This window comes from Alphaproteobacteria bacterium (assembly GCA_016699735.1).
Lineage (GTDB): Bacteria > Pseudomonadota > Alphaproteobacteria > Micavibrionales > Micavibrionaceae > JAGNKE01.
In genome coordinates this window covers 347,216-367,332 of the sequence record CP065008.1, presented here as the reverse complement: position 1 = coordinate 367,332, position 20,117 = coordinate 347,216, and the positions used below count along the sequence as shown (strand labels likewise).

Sequence of the window (20,117 nt, the reverse complement as noted above, 5' to 3'; positions counted from 1 at the left end):
AAATACATTAATTTTTCCCTAACGTCTCTGCAAAAGTCTGTGCGGGAATCGAAGAACTGTTTTTGTATGAAGCTGAGGATCAAGTTACCCCGAATCTATCATCAGGCCGATTGGGGGGCTTATCCTATTGTAGAAAAGATCCTGAGGGCTAATCTCGTGTACGGGGAGGAATCATAGCGAATCGTGAACGCTTATAGGGTTTTCAACTCCGTTAAATTGTGCATAGAATCCGGCATAAATTTGATCCCCGATTTGCACAGCCCCTACTATCTAAAAATACCTTTTTAAAATATCTTTTTATTTTTATTTTTAGGGATATTCTGATGGCGTTTTCAGAAAGGGAAATGTCTGTATGCGTGGGATTAAGAAAAATATGCTCGAAGCACTTCGGAAGCACAAGCCCGATCATGTTCCGGTCTGGCTGATGCGGCAGGCAGGGCGGTATCTGCCGGAATACCGGGAGGTGCGGGCGAAGGCGGGAAGTTTTCTTGATCTGGTTTATAATCCCGATCTGGCGGCGGAAGTGACGTTGCAGCCGATCCGCAGGTTCGGAATGGACGGGGCGATTTTGTTTTCAGATATTCTGGTTATTCCGCAAGCCTTGGGGCAGAAGCTTGAATTTGTCGAGGGCGAAGGGCCGAAGCTGGAGCCTTTGCGGAGTGGGTCCGATATCGCAAAATTGAATTTCAGTGTTTTTGACCAGACACTATCTCCTGTTTACGAAACCGTGAAAAAAGTGCGTTCCGGGCTTGAGTCCGAGGGGTTTACGGGAACGACGATGATCGGGTTTGCCGGGGCGCCCTGGACGGTTGCGTGTTACATGGTTGAGGGTGGATCGAGCCGGGATTTTCTTGAGATCAAAAAACTGGCGTATCAGCATCCTGAGTTACTTGAAAAGCTTATGGATTTACTGGTTGAGGGGACGGCGGCTTATCTGATCCGACAAGTCAAGGCGGGGGCCGAGGTTCTGCAGATTTTTGACAGCTGGGCGGGGATCGTTGATGCTCAGCAGTTCAAAAAATGGGTCAGCGTTCCTACGCGTAAGATCGTTGATCTGGTCCGCGAGGCCTATCCCAATGTTCCGATTATTGGGTTTCCACGCGGGGCGGGGGTGAATTATATCTCCTACCTGCAGGATACGGGCGTCAATGCGCTGTCGCTTGATCCGCAGATTGAGACAAAGTGGGCGGTGCGGGTTTTGCAGAGTTCGGTTCCGGTTCAGGGGAATCTTGATCCGGTCTGTCTGATGGCGGGTGGTGATGCGCTGATCCTGGCGATAGAAAAAATCGTTCATGATTTCGCGGGCGGGCCGTTCGTGTTCAATCTGGGACACGGCATTCACAAGGATACGCCCGTTCAGAATGTCGCGCTGCTGGTGAAGTGCCTGCGGGAGATGAAGGGATGAGCAAGATCGCCGTCGTGTTGTTCAATCTCGGCGGGCCGGATTCCAGGGGCGCGATCAAACCGTTCCTGATGAATTTCTTCATGGATAAAAATATTATCGGCGCCCCTATTCCCCTTCGCTGCTTTATTGCCGCGTATATCAGCGGCAAGAGGTCAAAGAAGGAAGCTTCTGATAGTTATGGGCTTCTGGGCGACAAGTCTCCCCTGCTTGAAAATTCGAGGGCGCAGGGGCAAGCGCTGGAGAGGGTTTTGAACGGAGGTGCGGCGGGGGAGATTTTCAAGGTTTTTGTCTCCATGCGGTACTGGCATCCGATGGCGGCGCAGGTGGTGCGGGAGGTGCGGGACTGGGGGGCGGACCAAGTTGTGTTCCTGCCGCTTTATCCGCAATTTTCGACGACAACAACATGGTCGTCGCTGGAGAACTGGAAGAAGGCTGCGGATATTGCCGGGTATCATCCGCCGGCCAGTGTGATCTGCTGCTATCCTGAAAATTCCGGGTTTGTGGAGGCTTCGGTTGAAAATATCGTGAGCGTTTATAAACAGGCGCAGGCGGACGGGCATGAAGCGCCGCGGGTTTTATTTTCCGCGCACGGGTTGCCGGAGAAGGTGATTAAAGGCGGCGATCCGTATCAGTGGCAGTGTGAGCAGAGTGCGCGGGCGATGACTGAGAAAGTTCGCGGGGCGCTGTCGATTGAGGCGCTGGATTGGCAGATTTGCTATCAGAGCCGGGTCGGGCCGCTGACATGGATCGGCCCGTCGGTTGAGGAGGCGTTGGAAAAGGCGGCGGCGGACAAGAAGGCGGTGGTGATTTATCCGCACGCCTTTACGCAGGAGCATGTGGAGACGCTGGTGGAGTTGGATATCGAATATCGTCATAAGGCGGAGGAATTGAAGCTGCCGGGATATTACCGGGCCCAAACGGCGGGGACGCACGGGGCTTTTATCGAGGGGCTGGCGGCGTTGGTGCGCGATCATCTCGGGCGTCAGGGAATTTGCGCGGAAGGCGGGAAGAGGATTTGCCCGGAGGCGTTCGGGCGGTGTTGTATGGGGCTTCAAACGGCCTTGGGTTTTAATCACTGTTCGGCCAAGTCAAGATGCCGCGCTTGAATGGTAAGTCTTTAAATAATGAATATTTTTCATCCGGGTAATGCAGGGTTACATGGACCCAGGATTCGCAAGAGTCATATAAGCGGTTGCGGTTTACCAGTATATGTTGTGTCGGTTTGTATTTTTTGAACAAGGTATCTAAAGCATCTGCGGTTTCTTCATCCATGCGACCAAGGTAGCAGTTGCCTTTCCATTTTGGTCCTCGAAAGAAGTATTCAAAAAGCTCTACGGCCAGGGGACATAAGTTTTCAATGTTTTGGGCAGATCCACCTGTCGATAAAGGAACGATAAATCCTTCGATGAAGGGATGATTGGTCGAATGACCGCCGACCTGATTGGAGTATCGAACGCCGCTAGGATATTCTATCAGTAAAGCCACTCCGCTTAACCTGAAGAGGTCAATCTTAGGCCTTTGCTGGAGGGGCTTTTTCATGGCGTTGCTTAATTCTTCCCTGCGTCCGGTGCTACTGTCCGCTGTTCGTAGCGGGAAAAAAAATCATCCGGGTTGTGGTCGTATTCGATTTTACCCCAGATCAGGTTGAGGGCGAGGAAGGGTATGACCATGCCCTTGGCGAATTCCAGCGGCACTTCGTCCTTATAGTCGCGGGCCGTTCTTAGCGCGGGGAAAAGACAGGCCAGCGCCGCGATGGCCAGATAAGGCGTTGCAAATTCATTGGGCGTATTGACCAGTTCGGCGGCGCCCTTCCCGAAGGCTCCGGCCAGACCGACATAGGTTGCGGAGACGAGGCCTGCGACCTGGGTATCTGATTTTTTCTGTTTTTCTTCCGTGGTCATGGCGGCCTTGTTTTTGTCGATGCGTTGTGGTCCATTGAGGCGTTGTCGCGGATAAGCGTTTCTTATGTCAAAAATTCCGCATTTTTGCAACTTTTCTGAGGGTTGAGAGCGTTATGGATGATTTCCTGACCGCGTATTTCGAATGGCTTCGCGCCCTGCATATCATCAGCGTCATGGCGTGGATGGCGGGGATGCTTTATCTGCCGCGATTGTTTGTTTATCACGCCGAGGCGGAGATCGGTTCCGATAAATCGGAGACGTTCAAGATCATGGAGCGGCGGCTGCTGAAAATCATCATTAACCCCGCCATGATTTCGGCGTGGGTGTTCGGGCTGCTGATGCTTTATTCCAACTGGGCGGTTTACAAGAGTGCGCCGTGGATGCATACGAAGCTGTTGCTGGTTCTGGTCATGTCCGGCGTTCACGGGATGCTGGCCAAACATGTGAAGGTTTTTGCACGGGACGAGAATAAAAAAAGCGCGAAATTTTTCCGGATTCTTAACGAAGTTCCGACTATTCTGATGATTGTGATCATCATTCTGGCTGTGGTGGAACCGTCTTTCGGGAAGTAATAATCCTTTTATAACAGTAATTTATTCAGACTTGTTTTCAATTTGGTTGTAGAGTATAAAGGATATGCTTTACACGTAGACATAATCTCTTGACAGGCTTAAGGGCCATGGATATAAGGGACGTGTCTAGTAGAGAAATCCAAGAAATGCCGCCGACCGATTTTTTCGCCAAAAGGATTTGGCAGAGGTCAGCGCAGTAAGAAAAAAATAGTTTTTAAGAACCTTGTGCTGGGACTGCAGACATCTTTTCACACCGTTGTGAGATTTCCTTTTGATTGATTTAACGAAAACCATGAGTATCCCATGAATTTACAGGAATTAAAGACCCGCTCGCCTGCCGAGTTGCTGGCGTTTGCCGAGGAGCTGGACATCGAAAATTGCAGCGCGATGCGTAAGCAAGACATGATGTTTGCCATTCTCAAGCAGCTGGCGATGCAGGGTGTGCCAATCTCGGGTGTCGGGGTTCTGGAAGTGCTGCAGGACGGTTTCGGGTTCCTGCGCTCCCCTGAGGAAAATTACCTGCCGGGACCGGATGACATTTATGTTTCGCCCAGTCAGGTGCGCCGTTTCGGTCTGCGGACTGGCGATATCGTCGAAGGTGAAATCCGCGCCCCGAAAGATTCCGAGCGATATTTTGCGCTTTTGAAAGTGGGGTCCATCGGCAACGAAACGCCCGAGAAAGTCCGCCACCGCATCAATTTCGATAACCTTACTCCCCTTTATCCCGAACGAAAAATCACCCTTGAAATCGACGATCCGACCAAAGATCACCGGGTTCAACGCGTGATCGAGCTGACCTCGCCGCTCGGGTTCGGGCAGCGCGCCCTGATCGTGGCGCCGCCGCGGACGGGTAAGACGGTGATGCTTCAGAATATCGCGACTTCGGTGGCCATCAACCACCCGGATGCCTATCTGATCGTTCTGCTGATCGACGAGCGGCCGGAAGAGGTGACGGATATGGCGCGGAGTGTGCGGGGGGAAGTTGTGTCCTCCACCTTCGACGAGCCGGCGTCCCGCCACGTGCAGGTAGCCGAGATGGTGATGGAGAAGGCCAAGCGCCTTGTGGAACACAAGCGCGACGTCGTGATCCTGCTTGACTCGATTACGCGTCTGGCGCGGGCTTATAACACCGTTGTGCCCTCCTCCGGTAAAGTTCTGACCGGGGGTGTGGACGCCAATGCTCTCCAGCGTCCGAAGCGGTTCTTCGGGGCGGCGCGGAATATCGAGCAGGGCGGATCCCTGACGATCATCGCCACGGCCCTGATCGACACCGGATCGCGGATGGATGAGGTGATTTTCGAGGAATTCAAGGGTACGGGTAACTCCGAGATCGTGCTGGACCGCAAGCTGGCGGACAAGCGCGTGTTCCCGGCGATCGATATCCAGAAATCCGGTACGCGGAAAGAAGAGCTGCTGGTGGATAAAGATATGCTGCAGAAGATGTGGATGCTGCGCCGGATTCTCAATCCGATGGGCACTGTCGATGCTCTGGAATTCCTGCTCAGCAAGATGAAGAATACGAAGAGCAATTCCGAGTTCTTCTCGAGCATGAATCAGTAAGTAAGTCTGTAGCTTTTGGTCTTTTAGACCTTGAAATGTGACCGTAAAAATTTCCTATGAGCTAATCGGATTAGGATGGTGTTGGTGCATCATATCTATAGATTCCGTCTGCCGTGGTATGCGCGGGTCTTACCTTTCGAACATTCTTTTTGATTTTTATACAGCCGTCATCAATTTGCTTAAAGGTTCTGAGTTTGAAAGCTTTAGCTTTCCTGAGGAACCCGGAGAATATTTGTGGCAAATCAGAAAAATTTCATCTGAAAAAGTATCAATAAAAGTAACCATGTTCAGGAGTACGCCTTACCGTCGGAAACCAGAAGATATTGGCGAAGTCATCTTCGATGAAACATCGGGGCTTCATGATTTTGCATTGGCTTTCAATCAGTCTATGGACGATCTGCTTTCGATCTGGTGTTTGAATGGATACAAGAAAAAATGGAACGCCCACTGCTTTCCTTTAGGCAAGTATGAGGAATTAAGAGAGCTATTAAAATCTCTTCCTAATAAAATTTCATGAAACCCCAAATATACAAGATCAAGACCATCGGTCTTGGGTCGCTTTGCGTGATGGCCAAGCCCGTTGCCGGGGAATGGCTGGAAGGCGATTTCCGGTTTTACAGGGATAGCGGGATCAGCCTTATTGTTTCCCTGCTGGAGGAATTTGAAGCCTATGAACTGGGTTTGCAGGGTGAAAAGGAGATCGCCGAGCGGCATGGAATTGCTTTTCTGTCCTTTCCCATAGAGGACCGGGGCTTGCCGGAGTCTCTTGCCCGCTTTAAAGCCTTCATTTTATCGTTGTATGAGCAGGTACAGGGCGGCGCCCATGCCGCCGTGCATTGCCGCGCCGGGATCGGGCGTTCGGGGTTGGCGGCTGCGAGTGTTCTTGTACTAGAGGGTTTTACGCCGGAACAGGCGTTTGCGCGGGTTTCCGAAGCGCGGAGATGCCCGGTGCCGGATACGGAGGAGCAATGGCGCTGGCTCATTACACATTGGAGAGATTTGTTTGACCGACAGTAAATTCTGTATCCGCCTTTACTCCTGACCTTGGTCAAAGTCTTTCCGGTCATTTCGGGCTAGTCTTTCTTTGCTGCGCGGATGTTTGCACGGCTTTGTGCCGTATCATTTGCGCTGGAGTATAACGAGGAGCAGGACATGGTCAGGAGTTTGAGAGACTGGGCGACGCCGCTAATGATCGGCGGTTTGGCATTGATGGGCGTCACCGGGGTTTTGATGTTTTTTCATCTGGAGACGCCGCTGAACAAGACCGTGCATGAGTGGGGCGGGCTGGTTTTTGTCGCTGCGGCGTTCGCGCATATCGTTTCCCATTTCCGGTCGTTCCGGCTGCATTTTAAGGATCCGGTGAAGCTGGGGCTGATCGGCGTTTTCGTGGCGGCGCTTTCGGTTTCGTTCCTGAATCTTTTTCCTCAAGAAGGGGGCGGGGGCGGGCCGAAGGCGATCATTAACCGCCTGAACGCGTTGCCGGTGCGGAATCTTTCGCTGGCCGCCGGGAAGAATGAGGCCGAGATTGTGCGGATTTTGGAGGAGGCCGGGATGAAATCCGTTCAACTGGATCAGAGTCTGGATGAGATGATCCGGGGACCGCAGGGGGAGAAATTCAGGATTCTGGGGGCGATTTTTCAGGAGTCCGCGACGGAGAAAGAATAGTTGATGCTTTTCCTGACCCGCGCCTTCAGGAGCCGGATGAGTTCGGGTTGCATATAATCGTAATCATCGGGGATACCCAGAACCACGAGGCGCTTGTTTTTCAGGAGGCTGTGAAACAGCCGTTTGACCTTGTTCTTGTGGGTTTGTTCCATACAGAAAATTACATCCGCCCATTCGATGAGGTCGCTATCGACTGTCGTGGGGGCGGTTTTGTCGGTTCCGGCGCCGATGGCGTTGATGCCCTCAACTTCGTTGAAGACGGTTTCGGCGGTGGCGCTGCGGAGTTTGTTGGCGGTGCAGACGAAGAGGAGGTTCATATCTCGAGGTAGCAGTTTTATTCATTGGATAAAATTAGCGATAAATTTTCTTCTTATTTCATTGATATTCCAGCAAAAACCGCCAAAAATCCGAAACGAAAATGTTTGTCATAAAACATTTGCTGTGGTCAAATTAGGGAAGTGAATGCTTCTTTCTCTGTCCCCACCAAAGGGGAAATAACACAGGCGCGGAAAGCGCCGCTCCAGAGAAAAACACGGTGGTAATTATGACACGGCGTATCAACAGCACCCCTCTTTTCCGCCCGTCTGTGCAGACGGTACGTAAGGCTGTGCGCCCGCTTATCGCCCTCGCCCTTATCAGTTTCCCCGTCGGCAGCGCCTGGTCGTATGGACCGCTCAAGGCGTCCCTGCCGTTTAACGACCCTCAAAGCCCCAGCGCATTTCCCGAAGATCATGCGCGAGACATTTTTAAACAAGTTCCTACCTCGACGAACGCGGATGAATGCCTTCCCCTGCTCACATCCATCCCTCACATCTCCCCACCATCCGTTCTCGATCGAAGCCAGCGCCCGGCTGGACAAATTGCTGTGATTGGCCTGCTTCTCGGGGTCCGACTTGCCCCCGGACCGCTGGAGAGGGCCGGAAACGAAAAATCTGAGACTTTGCTCAGCGTCGGGTACTCCCCGGACGCGGTCAACGGCCACCGCTCTGCTCTCGCGGTCGCCCTGTACCGTGATTGCCGGAAAGAGATGGCGTTGCGCGACCTGTCCCAGACTTTCCGGTGGAGCCGGTAGCAGCGAACCCCGCCAATCGCGGCGGGTTTTTAGACGTCCCTCACGTCGCTGGTCGTTCTGCAGCCTTCGGGCTCAGAACGGCCGATTTTTTTTAGCTCAAAATCCACGGCTTTTATAAAGACCTGCAAACACGGTCTTTATAAAAGCTGTGAGTCTGTGATGCTAACTAAGGTTTTGGGACGCTGCCGGGGATCAGGCGACCGATGAAGCCCTGGTACCAGCCTGGGGTTGTGGCGCCCGGTGTGTGGCGGGTTGTTTCCACGCATACAAAGAACAGGGCGGCGATCATAATGAAGGCCCAGAAGCCCTTGGTGCCTAGTTTGGGCGTCATCTTGCCTTCCTTGCCCTTCGGTACTATGCCCGCCATTGCCTTTTTTATCGCGCCGGAGGCGAAGGACTTCATGAGCAGGATGCCCATGTAGATGCCAATACCGAGCAGGGCGAAGTCGGCGAGGTTCAGGAGGATTTCGGCGGGAAGTTTGGTTCCCAATATTCCCCGCACAGGGCCGAGGAAATAAGCGCCGAACAGGCCCGCGTTCAGCGTCAGCCCCGTCAGCAGACCAAAGAAGCGCGGGCGGTCGGTGATCTTTTTGATCGCGCGGTCGGCCTTGACGACGAGATCGTTCACTGTTTCGTCACGGATGCCGAGAGAATTTCTTTCCTTCACCTTTTCGATGGCCTTGATGAGCGGCAGACGAGCGGCGCAGATGATGACGTCCTTGATTGTTCTGTATTCCGCAGCCATGCGGAGATTGGCAGCGACGTCGCCACGTCCGTCCACGGCGTCTTCCAGCTTGCGGATTCCGTTACTTATGATTTCCTCGAGGAAGGGTGAGACGTGGATGACCGTGCCCGTGTGGCCGAACATGAAGGCGTAATAGGACTGGCCGCCGATATCGAATTCGACATGGCCGTACGGGAGCAGGACGTCGTATTTGATGGGAATGGTGAAAACGTCGATGTTCTGACGGTCTTTCTTTTTTTCCTCCTCGGTTTTGTTCTCCTCTTCGAGTTTGATTTTTTCGGGGTCGTCCTCGGGGAGAACAAGTTGAATCTGAGCGTGCTGACTCATTTTCGGGCCGAGTTCCTTCATCAGGGCGGCGATTTTTTCCGGCAGTTCCTCTTCCGGGTAGGTGAAGTCGGTTTTGGCCTCGATCTCGATGATTTCCAGATTGCTGCTCCAACCGTTGCCCTGGCAAACCGGACAGACCGTAAAACCTTTCGTGCGGCAGACCGGGCATTGAACACGGCCGCTCTGGCTGCAGAGGACGCAGCTCATGCGGCCGCGACCATGACAGGTCGGGCATTGCATCTTGCGCCCCTGCGGACCGTTGATCATCTGGGCGCCGCGGCATTGGGTGCAAGGACACATTCCCGAGCCATTGCAGCGCGGGCACTGGTCTACGCCCTTTCCGGCGCAGCGCTGGCATTTCGTTTTACCTGTCGTGCGGCAGCTTGTGCAGCCTTCGAACCAGACGAATTCCTTTTTCCAGAAAGGCAGTTGCAGGACCAGATTTTGCTGCGCGAAGCAGCGATCCTCCCTGGCTGTGGCGATTTCCGTGATCTGACGGATTGCTTCAGGATCCTGCGCGAGCTTGTCGTATTCCTTGGCAAAGGCGACCTTCAGCGCCTGTTCGTTATCGACAAGTACCGGCCCCTTCACACGTCCGGGCATTTTCTTTTTGCTGATTTTGGTTGAGACTTTGAGGGTGGTCTCGGCGGGGAACTGAAGAATCTCGCCCTCAAAATTCACCAGCAGGACTTTTTCGAGATCGTACTTATTGCCCTCGATAATCTTGTGAACCCGCTCCAGCGCCTTGTTTTTATAATCCGGGTCGATTTCGAGCTTGTGGATTTTGACCTTTGTCGGGCTTTGCGTTTCCTGACCCTCTGCGGGAGAGGTTTCGGGCAGTTCAGGGTTTTCAAAAGGGTTTTCGGGGGTGTCGGTCACGATAACGTCTTTGCCTGCGGTTTAAACTGCGCTAGTTTCAGATCATGCCATCACTATAGAGGCTCTGTGGCTTTGCCGCAAGAAAGGGAGACCATGAAATTCAAGTTCGATATTGAGTGCACGCCCGAGGAGGCCCGTTTGTTCATCGGGTTGCCCAACGTGGCGCCACTGCAGGAAAAGATGATGAAGGAACTTGAGAAGAAGATGCAGGATAATATCCGCAGCCTCAGTCCCGAGGAGATGGTCAAGACCTGGATGCCGCTGACCCTGCAGAGCATGACGGAATTCCAGAAAATCTTCTGGTCGCAGATGGAAACGGCGCGCACCATGGGGATTAAACCGGAAAAAGACAAAGATAAAAAATGAGGGATACGATTTTTGCCCTGGCCAGCGGAGCCGGACGGGCCGGGGTGGCGGTGGTCCGGGTTTCGGGGCCGGACGCACTTGAAAGTCTGCGGACGCTGGCTGGAGTTTCTGATTTTTTTCCTCGTCAACTCCTCTGTAAGAGTCTCCGGGAGCCCGTTTCACGTGAAACCATCGATCGGGCGATGGTGGTCGCCTTTCCGGGCCCGGGGAGCTATACGGGTGAGGATGTGGTGGAATATCATCTCCATGGCAGTCCGGCGGTCGTTCGTCAGATGCTTGAGGTGTTGGGGCAGCAGAACGGGCATCGGATGGCGGAGCCTGGGGAATTCACCCGGCGGGCGTTTGAAAACGGCAAGATGGATTTAACCGCCGCCGAGGCCGTTGCCGATCTGGTTAATGCCGAAACGGTTTTACAAAAAGAACAGGCTCTGGGGCAGATGGGCGGGGCGCTTTCGCGTCTTTATGACGGGTGGAGGCAGGAATTGAGCCGAATTCTAGCTTATGTGGAGGCGGAGATCGAGTTTCCCGACGAGGATTTGCCGCGTAATCTGTTGGAAGATGTCACTCCTGACCTTCAGGAGCTTATTCGAGCCTTGCTCGGGCATTTGAATGACGGGCGGCGGGGTGAGCGGTTGCGCGAGGGGGTCAGCGTGGCGGTCATTGGGGCGCCGAATGCGGGAAAATCAAGCCTTGTCAATGCTTTAGCACAAAGGGACGTGGCGATTGTCTCCGATCTGGCTGGAACAACGCGGGATATTATCGAGGTGCATCTGGATATTGGCGGGTATCCGGTTGTTCTGAGTGATACGGCGGGGCTGCGGCCCGAGGAGCTTTTTTCGGATGAGGGCCATGCTCAAATCGAGGCGGAAGGAATCCGGCGAGCGAGAGAGCGTGCGCTTTCGGCGGATATAAGGGTGCTGGTTTATGATGGGACGCAGGTGCAGCCTGACCCTTCTACAGAGGTTCTGGCTCATTCGTTCAGCCTAAGGGTTGTCAATAAAAGCGATCTCGGCGTCAGGGTTGATTTGTCCGAGCCGTTTATTCCTGTTTCTGTCAAGACGGGAGAGGGGCTGGATGTTTTTCTTAAGGCCTTGGAGGGGCTTATTGTCTCTACCTTCGGTGAGAGGGTTGCCGAGGCTCCTGCCCTTACGCGCCTCAGGCATCGGGAGGCGTTAAATGCCTGTCTGGAGGCGTTGTGGCGTTGTCAGCAGGCCCGCTTGCCGGAACTGCTGGCAGAGGATTTGCGGCTGGCGGTCCGGCATCTGGGGCGGATTACCGGGCGGGTGGATATCGAGGATCTTCTGGATATCGTTTTCCGGGATTTTTGTATCGGGAAGTAGCTGCTTTGTTCTTTTATGGCGTTTGGCACGGAAAATCTGTATAACACGGCGCTATGAAAACGGATTTTGATGTCATCGTTGTCGGGGGTGGGCACGCGGGATGCGAGGCTGCGGCGGCTTCTGCGCGGATCGGAGCCAGAACCGCCCTGCTCACTCATAGGATCGAGACGATCGGGGTCATGTCCTGCAATCCGGCGATCGGGGGGCTGGGCAAGGGGCATCTGGTGCGGGAGATCGACGCGCTGGACGGTCTTATGGGCCGGGTGATCGACCGGGCCGGTATTCAGTTCAGGATGCTGAACGCCTCCAAGGGGCCGGCGGTGCGCGGACCCCGGGCGCAGGCCGACCGGAAGCTTTACAAGTCCGCCATGCAGGAGTTTCTGGGCGGGATAGAGAATCTCAGTCTTGTCGCCGGGGCGGCGGAAGATCTGATTCTTGATTCACAGGGGTCTGTTTGCGGGTTACGGACGCTGGATGGACGGGAATTTACCTGCCGGACCGTGGTTTTGACTACGGGAACCTTTCTGCGCGGGCTGATCCACCGGGGCGAGGAAACCAAGCCCGCCGGACGGGTTGGGGAAGAGCCGACGATCGGCCTTGCCGAGACTTTGGAAAGGCTAGGTTTTCCCTTGGCGCGGCTGAAGACGGGAACGCCGGCACGGCTGGACGGCCGGACGATTAACTGGGGGATTCTGGAGGAACAGAAGGGCGATGATCCGCCGGTGCCGTTTTCCACATTGACGGATAAAGTCACGGTGCCGCAGGTTTCCTGCTATATGACGTATACGACCGCAGCTACCCACAGGGTTATTCAGGAGAATATCCACCGTTCGGCGATGTATTCCGGGCGGATCAAGAGTTCGGGGCCGCGTTATTGTCCGTCCATTGAGGATAAAATCCACCGTTTTGCCGATAAGCCGCGGCACCAAATCTTTCTGGAACCGGAGGGTTTGGACGATTCGACCGTCTATCCGAACGGGATTTCAACCTCCCTGCCCTCTGAGGTTCAGGACGCCATGATCCGCACGATTCCGGGGCTGGAGAGGGTCTCTGTGATGGAATGGGGCTATGCCATCGAATATGACTATGTCGATCCACGAGATTTAAAGAAAACGCTGGAGTCCAAGCGCTTGCCGGGGCTGTTTCTGGCCGGGCAAATCAATGGGACGACGGGGTATGAGGAGGCCGGGGCGCAAGGACTGATGGCGGGGATCAATGCGGCTCTTCAGGCGAAAGGTGGAGTGGGGATTGAGGCCCGTAACGATGCGGAAACCTTTATTCTGGACCGGGCGGACGCCTATATCGGGGTTCTGATCGACGATCTGACCACGCGGGGGGCGCCGGAGCCTTACCGGATGTTTACCAGCCGAGCGGAATACCGCCTGTGGCTGCGGGCGGATAATGCCGATCAACGCTTGACGGATAAAGGGCTTGTTGTGGGCTGTATCGGCACTGCGCGGGATGCGGCTTGGGCGGACAAGGCGCGGGCGCTGGCCGAGGGGCGGGCGTTGGTCTCCTCGCTGCAGGCTACGCCAACCTTCCTTGCAAAACAAGGGCTTAACATCAATCAGGACGGAATTCGGCGATCAGCGGCCTCCCTTTTGGGGTTTCCGCACGTTACATGGGAGCAGCTGGCGGGGTTTTGGCCTGAGCTTTGTGACATTTTGCCCGCCATTCGGGAGCAGATTGAAATTGATGCGCTTTATGCGGGGTATATGGAGCGGCATCGTTCGGATATCGAGTCTTACCGAAAGGATGAGGGGTTAACACTTCCCGCCGATCTTGATTATTCCAAAGTGGGCAGTTTGTCCAACGAGGTCCGGCAGAAGCTGGAACGTGTCCGGCCCTTGACGCTTGGGGAGGCTTCGCGTATTCCGGGGGTGACTCCGGCCGCGGTCATCGCCCTGCTCCGTTTTGTCCGTAACAAGCCCTCGGATCAAGATGCGGCCTGAGGCGTTTACTCCTGAAGATTTGAGAAGGGAGCTTTCGCTTTCTTCATCCGTGATGGAGAGGTTGTGCATTTATCACTCCCTTCTTGTTAAATGGCAAAAGAGTATTAATCTTGTCTCTGATTCGACCCTGCCTGAAGCTTGGCATCGGCATTTTTATGACTCAGCTCAAATCTTGCAGTATTTACCGAAGGATAGGCGGGTTGTTGCTGATTTAGGATCAGGAGCAGGCTTTCCGGGCATGGTTCTGGCGATTTTGAACCCTGACCTCGATATGAACCTGATCGAATCGGATGAGAGGAAATGCCTTTTCCTGCGGACTGTTTCACGTGAAACAGATACTGACGTTTCGATTCATCATGGGCGCATCGAGCGAGTCAGGGAGTCATTTGTGCCTGAAATTGTCACGGCACGAGCCTTTGCTGATATCTCCGCCATACTGGAATTATCATCCGTATGGAATCGTAAAAACAAGACCCTGCAACTGATTCTCCTGAAAGGAGAAAACGCCGACGATGAAATTGAAAATGCCCGTACGCGCTTTTCGCTCTCGGTCGAATCGTTTCCAAGCCTGACTCACCCGAAGGCTCGGATCTTAAGGATTTCTCATTTGTCTTGTGAGTAATGGTATTTCAGGCTTTTGAATTTCTTGATTTTTTTGGCGAATTTGTGCGATGCTGCCTTATCGATTCCTTAATTTTTCCTTAACATCCTTTGATTAAACGTCCCGTTAAGTCTCTGTCATGAATAATCATTTAAATCCCCGCCTTCTGGCGGTTGCAAATCAAAAGGGCGGTGTCGGCAAGACGACGACCGCCATTAACCTTTCTACGGCTCTTTGTGCCGTCGGGCAGCGAGTCCTGTTAATCGATCTCGACCCGCAGGGGAATGCAACGACGGGATTAGGCGTTAAGCGCAGTGAAATTGAGAAAAGCATCTATGATGTGTTGTTTGACGATGTTCCCGTCACCGATGTGGCTTTGCCGACCAAGGTTCGGAATCTTTCTGTCGTCCCCTCTTCTATCCATCTAGCGGGAGCGGAGATTGAGCTTGTGACGGCGCATTACCGCGAGTACCGTCTTAAAAACGCGATTCGCCGGCCTTTACCTTATGATTATGTGATCGTGGATTGCCCCCCTTCTCTTAACCTGCTGACCCTTAATGCTTTTGTCGCTGTCGAGTCGCTGATCGTGCCTCTGCAGTGCGAGTTTTACGCTCTGGAAGGCCTCAGCCACCTGACCAAGACTATCCGGCGTGTCCGCAAGACGCTGAATCCCGAGTTGGATATTCAGGGAATTGTCCTGACGATGGTGGATCGGCGGAATAATCTTTCCGGGCAAGTGGCGGAGGATGTGCGGAAGTTTTTCGGCGATAAGGTCTATCAAACCCAGATTCCCCGCAACGTTCGCCTCTCCGAGGCGCCTTCTTATGGACTGCCTGCCATTATCTATGATATGAAATCTCCCGGCGCTCAGGCGTACATCCATCTGGCGAAAGAAGTCATTGGACGCGAGCGAGACCTTATTCGACAACAAAATGTGGCTTAGATTCTGATGACCGATGCGAAGCAAAAATCCGACGAACTGGTTAAACTGCGCGGTTTAGGGCGCGGGTTGAATGCGCTTTTCGAAGATGAGGAGCATGATTACCCGAGTTATGACGAAGCGGCAGCTGCCGCGAAGGGGCGTACGCGAATCACTGTTGGTGTGGCCGAAGTGTCGCCCGGGCCACAGCAACCGCGCAAGCATTTCGATCAGCAGGCTCTCGAAGAGTTGGCTTTATCTATTCGTGAGCATGGAATTCTGCAGCCCCTGCTCGTCCGTGAAGGTTCCGGCGGCTATGAAATTATTGCGGGGGAGCGCCGCTGGCGCGCCGCCCAGCTTGCTCAGCTGCATGAAGTTCCGGTCATTGTTCTTGATCTGGATGATATCGAGGCGCTGAAGATCGCCTTGATCGAAAACCTGCAGCGCGAGGATCTCGATCCGATCGAGGAGGCGACAGGATATTTTAAACTGCTTGAGACGTACGGGCAGACACAAGACGAGCTCGCGAAGTCCGTTGGCAAGAGCCGTTCGCACATCGCCAATATGATTCGTTTGCTGGCTTTGCCGGAAGCCGTGCGGGAGCAGGTGAGCGAGGGCAAGCTTTCGATGGGGCATGCGCGGACGCTCGTGACCGTCGAAAACCCTGAAAGTCTTGCCGAACAGATTATCCGTGACGGTCTCAGTGTCCGGGAGGCGGAGAAGCTGGCCGCCGATTCAAGTGGACGCGTTCAACAAGAGCGCAGCCGGAAGGGCTCGGGGCGTGGCGTGACGGTTGTCCGCACGAAGGATGCCGATACGCTTGAGCTTGAGCGGACCATGTCCGAACTGCTGGGTTTGAAGTTTACGATCGATACCAATGACGGAGTCAGCGGCGTTCTTAAAATCGAGTTCAAGACCCTCGATCAGCTTGATGAGGTCTTACAGCGCCTGTCACACTATCCGAAGAGCCGCCAGAGCGGTTAGTTTTTAGAGCGCGGGCCTTTGCACTTCAGGAGCAGGGGCTGGCGGTGTTGTTGCCGGAGCGAGCGGCAGCGACTGTAGGTTGTTTCTGATCGCCAGATCCAAGTTCCCTCTTTCTATTCCCAGCTGTTCGGTCATGCTCTGGACAAAGGTCTGCGCGATCTGCGCCTCTGCAGGCGTGTAGACCGGAGGGTCCTGCGCCAGCGTCCTCTGTACGAGATCGACGGTCTCCGAGAGGGTCAGCGGCTTGATCTCCGTAAGCCTGTTGCCTTGAATGCCTGCCTCGCCTGCTGCTTGTTTAACGCGTTCCGCGTACTGCTCCGCCGTTTTTTCATAGAAGCCCATCACGGTCGGGGCTGTGGTGAGGTAGTCTGGGATGGCTCCGGTTTCGTTGTATTCCGAAAGGAAATATCCCGTGTCATGAGAACCCAGAGTTCCTCCCGAGACGAAGATATTATTCTCGGTCGTGTTCAGTTTCTGGGTTGTCAGCCTCGGAAGCGCCTCGATCATGCTGTCACCGATTCTTAAAGCGGCCCAGTATGCCGGGATTTGCGGGTCTATCCTCCCTTCTAGGGCCTGCATCGCGGACATATCGGATTCCGTCTCGCGCAAGTTCGCCATGATGGGTTCCATGGCTGCCAACATCTTTGATCCCTGACCGTCAAGAGTTTTCATGACAGCCTTCACTTCTGGCGGCATTATTTTAGGGTCTTTGTCTTTCGATGCGTCGATGAAATGCTCCGTCTCATGGGCGGCGACGAGAGCGGCCCATTGTTCATTCGTGCCCGGGGGCGGCGTGTTTGCTTGCTGGAGAGACGGGTGTCTTTTAGTGTTTTCGGCGAAAGAGAAATTCGCGCCGGGCAGAAAGGCGATCACTGTCTTAGATATTATCGGGCCTCCGGCGGCTTGTCCGTCCAACGGGTTCGCCTCCGCTGTTTGTGACGGAGGCTCCCTTAGATAAAAGGTGTCGACAAAGTAGTTATTGAGAAAGCTATTTGCCCTGCTGAGCCTTTCGAGGGCAAGCATTTCTTCTGTTGTGAGGTCTTGCGCAGACCGCCCTGCCCCCGCGACTGACATTTCATCCATTCTCTGGCTGATGTCCCGCTCAAGCAAACCGTGCAATTCGGGCGCGGCCTCCCGGAGGTTATTCATGAATTGTTCCCCGGAGCCGATCAGGGTGCCGCGCAGCTGCTCCCTGTTCGCAAGGTAGTGCGCTTCAAGCGATTTTCCGCCAGTGTCGGTCAGGGTTTCGATCTGTCTTCTGAGTTCCGGCGTAAAGAGGTGACCATTAAGTGCGTCGGTGTATATATACGGGCTGGAGATCAAATGGCGCGACAAGCTCGGGTCCGTATGGATTTCCTCGAGCGACAATTCGTTTGGATTGAATGTATAGGGTTCAAGGTCAATTTTGAAAAAACCGCCTCCCTCCCGCTGAAATGTGCGGGTTAATGCGCCCTGCTCCGGTTGTGTGGCCGGAGGCGGGGCTAGAGGGGGTGTTGTTTGCTCTTGCGGGTCTGGCATTGTCTTTTCCGACTTCTCTGTTGATCATAGTGCGTTCATCTGTATTATGCCAAGAAATTTGTAATATTCCTTTTCACGGCGTATAGTTTCTTAGGGCGATTTCGTTATGGCAAAAAACAAGGATATCGTTTATCTCATCGGGGATTTTCGCCGCGCCACAGTTTTTGTGGGCGAGGGGATGTTTTTCAGTTCCTCGGAAAGATATGCCGATTTTGAAAAACCCGTTCATGACGTCGATTTCAAGGGGCGTACGTACAGGTTCTGGAATGCCGATCCGAAGTTTCACAAAGCTTTGAGTGAACGCCCTAATACCTATGTTTTCGGGGGTGATTTGAGCGGGGTGCTCTTTAAGATCAAGAATGATGGTGCGATTGAAGCGCAGCATATTCCCGCATTGGAGCGGGATCCCTAGTTTTATTTTTTTTGGGGTCTGCTAGCTTTTTCCGTGTGTCCGCCCGTTCCGAAGCGTTTTTCCAGAATGTCCAAGGCTGATTGTGGTGGGATGTTGAAAAAAGACATCAGAACAAAGGTATGGAACAGAAGGTCTGCGGCCTCTTCTACAAGATTTAGGCGTACATCCTGATTTTCATGGTCTTTTTCTAGGTTGCGCCCCTCTTCGATCAGCTCCTTTGCCTCCTCCTCTATTTTTTCGGCCATCTTGCGTACGCCCTTGGCGTAAAGGCTGGAAACGTAAGAATCTTCGGGGCTTGAAGCTTTTCTTTGCTGAAGAACCTCATAAAGTTCTGCAAGAATATCTTTGCTCATCGTACGGGAATTCCTGCCTTTTTCATTTCGTTCTTGGCGTGGGCGATTGTATATTCGCCGAAATGGAAAATTGAGGCTGCCAGGACCGCCGAGGCATGGCCTTTCGTAATGCCCTCAACCAGATGGGTGAGATTTCCTACCCCTCCCGAGGCGATGACGGGAATTTTGACGGCATCCGCGACTGTACGCGTCAGGTCGAGATCAAAGCCCTGCTTGGTTCCGTCCCTGTCCATGGACGTCAGCAGAATTTCCCCTGCCCCGTATTCCGCCATTTTTACGGCCCATTCGATGGCATCGATTCCTGTGGGTTTTCGCCCCCCATGGGTATAGATTTCCCAGCCGCCTGTTCCATCCGTCCGCGCCTTGGCGTCAATAGCCACCACGATACACTGGCTGCCGCATTTTTCGGCAGCCTCCTTCACGAATTCCGGGTTGTTGACCGCCGCCGAGTTGATGGAGATTTTATCCGCTCCTGCTTCCAGTAATCTGCGGATATCGGCAAGGGTGCGTACGCCTCCGCCTACGGTCAATGGGATGAAGATTTCCTCGGCGGTGTGGCGGACGACATCAAAGATTGTCTCACGGTTATTGCTGGTGGCGGTGATATCGAGGAAACACAACTCGTCCGCCCCCTGCTGATCGTAGATTTTGGCCTGTTCCACAGGATCGCCGGCATCGATGAGATCGACGAAATTCACGCCCTTGACCACGCGGCCCTCGTTGACGTCCAGACAGGGAATGATGCGGGTTTTAAGCATTTAGTCTCTCTATCAAGATATTATCTCCGTCTGCAGCGGCGCTACGGCTTTCAGGGCTTCGGCGGGCGTGAATTTTTTCTCGTACAGAGCTTTGCCAATGATTACGCCATCGATGCCTTCATGTTCGGCGTCGCGCAGGCGCGTGAGGTCTTGAAGGGAGCCGACACCGCCCGAGGCGATAATGGGGATCGAGGTGGCGCGGGCGAGGGCGATGGTGGCATCGATATTCGGGCCGATGCCGGTGCCGTCACGCTCGATGTCCGTATAGATGATGCAGCTGACGCCGATATCCTCGAATCTTTTGGCGAGTTCCGTGGCTTTGACCTCGGAGTCCTCGACCCAGCCCTGCACGGCCACTTTGCCTGCGCGGGCGTCGATGCCCACGGCGATCTGGCCGGGATAGTAGCGGCAGGCTTCGATGACCAGGGCCGGGTCTTCAACAGCGATCGTCCCTAGAATCACGCGGTTTATACCCTCCTCCAGCCATTGCTTGATCTGTTCCAGGCTCCTGATGCCACCGCCGAGTTGAACGGGGATGTCCACTGATTTGACAATCGACCGCACGGAGGCCGCATTCATGGATTTTCCCTGAATCGCGCCGTCGAGGTCCACGATATGAATCCATGAGAAACCGGAACGCGCCCATTCGAGCGCTTGCGCGGACGGGTCGTCGCTATAGACGGTGTCCAGCTTCATGTCGCCCTTGTAGAGGCGCACACATTTGCCGCCCTTCAGGTCAATCGCGGGGTAGATAATCATGCCTTACGGATATAACGAAACGGGCAGGG

23 protein-coding genes are annotated in these 20,117 nt (G+C 54.0%); 15 read left to right on the top strand and 8 right to left on the bottom strand.

The window, feature by feature from the left end; translation table 11 throughout:
• Positions 1-352: 352 nt before the first annotated feature.
• Complete coding sequence (locus IPN28_01790; protein ID QQS57577.1) at positions 353-1,405, top strand: uroporphyrinogen decarboxylase; 1,053 nt, start codon at positions 353-355, stop codon at positions 1,403-1,405.
• A complete protein-coding gene (gene hemH, locus IPN28_01785; protein ID QQS57576.1) occupies positions 1,402-2,511 on the top strand; it encodes a ferrochelatase in 1,110 nt (369 codons plus the stop codon). The genes IPN28_01790 and hemH overlap by 4 nt, the downstream gene beginning before the upstream one ends.
• Here hemH and IPN28_01780 read toward each other — a convergent pair.
• Positions 2,474-2,944: a hypothetical protein gene (locus tag IPN28_01780; GenBank protein ID QQS57575.1), complete on the bottom strand. Its 471-nt coding sequence runs from the start codon at positions 2,942-2,944 to the stop codon at positions 2,474-2,476. The genes hemH and IPN28_01780 overlap by 38 nt on opposite strands.
• 8 nt (positions 2,945-2,952) lie before the next feature.
• Positions 2,953-3,306 carry a hypothetical protein gene (locus tag IPN28_01775; protein ID QQS57574.1) on the bottom strand — a complete coding sequence of 118 codons (354 nt, stop codon included), beginning with the start codon at positions 3,304-3,306 and terminating at the stop codon, positions 2,953-2,955.
• A gap of 113 nt (positions 3,307-3,419) precedes the next feature.
• On the opposite strand from IPN28_01775, the gene hemJ reads away from it, so the two are divergent.
• The 5 genes from hemJ to IPN28_01750 all read left to right on the top strand — a co-directional run bounded on the left by hemJ (position 3,420) and on the right by IPN28_01750 (position 7,103).
• Positions 3,420-3,878 carry a protoporphyrinogen oxidase HemJ gene (gene hemJ / locus IPN28_01770; protein ID QQS57573.1) on the top strand — a complete coding sequence of 153 codons (459 nt, stop codon included), beginning with the start codon at positions 3,420-3,422 and terminating at the stop codon, positions 3,876-3,878.
• A gap of 303 nt (positions 3,879-4,181) precedes the next feature.
• Complete coding sequence (gene rho, locus IPN28_01765; GenBank protein QQS57572.1) at positions 4,182-5,438, top strand: transcription termination factor Rho; 1,257 nt, start codon at positions 4,182-4,184, stop codon at positions 5,436-5,438.
• A 37-nt stretch (positions 5,439-5,475) separates the two neighbouring features.
• Positions 5,476-5,955, top strand: a complete 480-nt coding sequence (locus IPN28_01760) for a hypothetical protein (protein QQS57571.1) — start codon at positions 5,476-5,478, stop codon at positions 5,953-5,955.
• On the top strand, positions 5,952-6,455 hold the full coding sequence (locus IPN28_01755) for a dual specificity protein phosphatase family protein (GenBank protein QQS57570.1): 504 nt from the start codon (positions 5,952-5,954) through the stop codon (positions 6,453-6,455). Before IPN28_01760 ends, IPN28_01755 begins: the two co-directional genes overlap by 4 nt.
• Before the next feature lie 78 nt (positions 6,456-6,533).
• Positions 6,534-7,103, top strand: coding sequence for a DUF4405 domain-containing protein (locus tag IPN28_01750; GenBank protein QQS57569.1), 570 nt, complete (start codon positions 6,534-6,536; stop codon positions 7,101-7,103).
• Here IPN28_01750 and IPN28_01745 read toward each other — a convergent pair.
• Positions 7,076-7,420: a phosphotyrosine protein phosphatase gene (locus IPN28_01745; GenBank protein ID QQS57568.1), complete on the bottom strand. Its 345-nt coding sequence runs from the start codon at positions 7,418-7,420 to the stop codon at positions 7,076-7,078. The two genes, IPN28_01750 and IPN28_01745, sit on opposite strands and share 28 nt — an antisense overlap.
• A gap of 227 nt (positions 7,421-7,647) precedes the next feature.
• On the opposite strand from IPN28_01745, the gene IPN28_01740 reads away from it, so the two are divergent.
• Positions 7,648-8,175 carry a hypothetical protein gene (locus tag IPN28_01740; GenBank protein ID QQS57567.1) on the top strand — a complete coding sequence of 176 codons (528 nt, stop codon included), beginning with the start codon at positions 7,648-7,650 and terminating at the stop codon, positions 8,173-8,175.
• Positions 8,176-8,341: 166 nt separating this feature from the next.
• Here IPN28_01740 and IPN28_01735 read toward each other — a convergent pair whose 3' ends face one another.
• Positions 8,342-10,126 (bottom strand): hypothetical protein, encoded by a 1,785-nt coding sequence (locus tag IPN28_01735; protein QQS57566.1) that lies wholly within the window; start codon positions 10,124-10,126, stop codon positions 8,342-8,344.
• Positions 10,127-10,219: 93 nt separating this feature from the next.
• Here IPN28_01735 and IPN28_01730 point away from each other — a divergent pair, with 93 nt between their 5' ends.
• The 6 genes from IPN28_01730 to IPN28_01705 all read left to right on the top strand — a co-directional run bounded on the left by IPN28_01730 (position 10,220) and on the right by IPN28_01705 (position 16,288).
• Complete coding sequence (locus tag IPN28_01730; GenBank protein ID QQS57565.1) at positions 10,220-10,492, top strand: hypothetical protein; 273 nt, start codon at positions 10,220-10,222, stop codon at positions 10,490-10,492.
• Entirely contained in the window at positions 10,489-11,832 is a 1,344-nt protein-coding gene (mnmE, locus tag IPN28_01725) for a tRNA uridine-5-carboxymethylaminomethyl(34) synthesis GTPase MnmE (protein QQS57564.1), read from the top strand. Before IPN28_01730 ends, mnmE begins: the two co-directional genes overlap by 4 nt.
• Positions 11,833-11,885: 53 nt before the next feature.
• Entirely contained in the window at positions 11,886-13,784 is a 1,899-nt protein-coding gene (mnmG, locus tag IPN28_01720) for a tRNA uridine-5-carboxymethylaminomethyl(34) synthesis enzyme MnmG (protein QQS57563.1), read from the top strand.
• Positions 13,774-14,406, top strand: a complete 633-nt coding sequence (rsmG, locus tag IPN28_01715) for a 16S rRNA (guanine(527)-N(7))-methyltransferase RsmG (GenBank protein QQS57562.1) — start codon at positions 13,774-13,776, stop codon at positions 14,404-14,406. The genes mnmG and rsmG overlap by 11 nt, the downstream gene beginning before the upstream one ends.
• Positions 14,407-14,524: 118 nt before the next feature.
• Complete coding sequence (locus IPN28_01710; protein QQS57561.1) at positions 14,525-15,328, top strand: ParA family protein; 804 nt, start codon at positions 14,525-14,527, stop codon at positions 15,326-15,328.
• Positions 15,329-15,334: 6 nt separating this feature from the next.
• Positions 15,335-16,288 (top strand): ParB/RepB/Spo0J family partition protein, encoded by a 954-nt coding sequence (locus IPN28_01705; GenBank protein ID QQS57560.1) that lies wholly within the window; start codon positions 15,335-15,337, stop codon positions 16,286-16,288.
• A 3-nt stretch (positions 16,289-16,291) separates the two neighbouring features.
• On the opposite strand, the gene IPN28_01700 is transcribed toward IPN28_01705, so the two are convergent.
• The gene (locus tag IPN28_01700) at positions 16,292-17,806 is read right to left on the bottom strand and encodes a hypothetical protein (GenBank protein QQS57559.1); all 1,515 of its coding nucleotides are present in this window, start codon (positions 17,804-17,806) and stop codon (positions 16,292-16,294) included.
• A gap of 106 nt (positions 17,807-17,912) precedes the next feature.
• Between IPN28_01700 and IPN28_01695 the strand changes: the two genes are divergently transcribed.
• The gene (locus IPN28_01695) at positions 17,913-18,218 is read left to right on the top strand and encodes a hypothetical protein (GenBank protein ID QQS57558.1); all 306 of its coding nucleotides are present in this window, start codon (positions 17,913-17,915) and stop codon (positions 18,216-18,218) included.
• 2 nt (positions 18,219-18,220) lie between these two features.
• On the opposite strand, the gene IPN28_01690 is transcribed toward IPN28_01695, so the two are convergent.
• From IPN28_01690 to hisA, 3 genes are read right to left on the bottom strand one after another with little or no spacing between them, the layout of a single operon-like run.
• On the bottom strand, positions 18,221-18,571 hold the full coding sequence (locus IPN28_01690; GenBank protein ID QQS57557.1) for a phosphoribosyl-ATP diphosphatase: 351 nt from the start codon (positions 18,569-18,571) through the stop codon (positions 18,221-18,223).
• Positions 18,568-19,329, bottom strand: a complete 762-nt coding sequence (hisF, locus tag IPN28_01685) for an imidazole glycerol phosphate synthase subunit HisF (protein ID QQS57556.1) — start codon at positions 19,327-19,329, stop codon at positions 18,568-18,570. The genes IPN28_01690 and hisF overlap by 4 nt, the downstream gene beginning before the upstream one ends.
• Positions 19,330-19,341: 12 nt before the next feature.
• Positions 19,342-20,088, bottom strand: coding sequence for a 1-(5-phosphoribosyl)-5-[(5-phosphoribosylamino)methylideneamino]imidazole-4-carboxamide isomerase (hisA, locus tag IPN28_01680; GenBank protein ID QQS57555.1), 747 nt, complete (start codon positions 20,086-20,088; stop codon positions 19,342-19,344).
• Between the last annotated feature and the right edge of the window lie 29 nt (positions 20,089-20,117).

What these genes read in the sequence shown, in the direction of transcription:
- hemJ (QQS57573.1), top strand. Translation starts at nt 3,420, where the DNA reads ATGGATGATTTCCTGACCGCGTATTTCGAATGGCTTCGCGCCCTGCAT.
- IPN28_01730 (QQS57565.1), top strand. Translation starts at nt 10,220, where the DNA reads ATGAAATTCAAGTTCGATATTGAGTGCACGCCCGAGGAGGCCCGTTTG.
- IPN28_01740 (QQS57567.1), top strand. Translation starts at nt 7,648, where the DNA reads ATGACACGGCGTATCAACAGCACCCCTCTTTTCCGCCCGTCTGTGCAG.
- hisA (QQS57555.1), bottom strand. Translation starts at nt 20,088, where the DNA reads ATGATTATCTACCCCGCGATTGACCTGAAGGGCGGCAAATGTGTGCGC.
- rsmG (QQS57562.1), top strand. Translation starts at nt 13,774, where the DNA reads ATGCGGCCTGAGGCGTTTACTCCTGAAGATTTGAGAAGGGAGCTTTCG.
- IPN28_01700 (QQS57559.1), bottom strand. Translation starts at nt 17,806, where the DNA reads ATGCCAGACCCGCAAGAGCAAACAACACCCCCTCTAGCCCCGCCTCCG.
- IPN28_01790 (QQS57577.1), top strand. Translation starts at nt 353, where the DNA reads ATGCGTGGGATTAAGAAAAATATGCTCGAAGCACTTCGGAAGCACAAG.
- hisF (QQS57556.1), bottom strand. Translation starts at nt 19,329, where the DNA reads ATGCTTAAAACCCGCATCATTCCCTGTCTGGACGTCAACGAGGGCCGC.
- mnmE (QQS57564.1), top strand. Translation starts at nt 10,489, where the DNA reads ATGAGGGATACGATTTTTGCCCTGGCCAGCGGAGCCGGACGGGCCGGG.
- mnmG (QQS57563.1), top strand. Translation starts at nt 11,886, where the DNA reads ATGAAAACGGATTTTGATGTCATCGTTGTCGGGGGTGGGCACGCGGGA.
- IPN28_01690 (QQS57557.1), bottom strand. Translation starts at nt 18,571, where the DNA reads ATGAGCAAAGATATTCTTGCAGAACTTTATGAGGTTCTTCAGCAAAGA.
- IPN28_01755 (QQS57570.1), top strand. Translation starts at nt 5,952, where the DNA reads ATGAAACCCCAAATATACAAGATCAAGACCATCGGTCTTGGGTCGCTT.
- IPN28_01705 (QQS57560.1), top strand. Translation starts at nt 15,335, where the DNA reads ATGACCGATGCGAAGCAAAAATCCGACGAACTGGTTAAACTGCGCGGT.
- rho (QQS57572.1), top strand. Translation starts at nt 4,182, where the DNA reads ATGAATTTACAGGAATTAAAGACCCGCTCGCCTGCCGAGTTGCTGGCG.
- IPN28_01775 (QQS57574.1), bottom strand. Translation starts at nt 3,306, where the DNA reads ATGACCACGGAAGAAAAACAGAAAAAATCAGATACCCAGGTCGCAGGC.
- IPN28_01745 (QQS57568.1), bottom strand. Translation starts at nt 7,420, where the DNA reads ATGAACCTCCTCTTCGTCTGCACCGCCAACAAACTCCGCAGCGCCACC.
- IPN28_01750 (QQS57569.1), top strand. Translation starts at nt 6,534, where the DNA reads ATGTTTGCACGGCTTTGTGCCGTATCATTTGCGCTGGAGTATAACGAG.
- IPN28_01780 (QQS57575.1), bottom strand. Translation starts at nt 2,944, where the DNA reads ATGAAAAAGCCCCTCCAGCAAAGGCCTAAGATTGACCTCTTCAGGTTA.
- hemH (QQS57576.1), top strand. Translation starts at nt 1,402, where the DNA reads ATGAGCAAGATCGCCGTCGTGTTGTTCAATCTCGGCGGGCCGGATTCC.
- IPN28_01695 (QQS57558.1), top strand. Translation starts at nt 17,913, where the DNA reads ATGGCAAAAAACAAGGATATCGTTTATCTCATCGGGGATTTTCGCCGC.
- IPN28_01710 (QQS57561.1), top strand. Translation starts at nt 14,525, where the DNA reads ATGAATAATCATTTAAATCCCCGCCTTCTGGCGGTTGCAAATCAAAAG.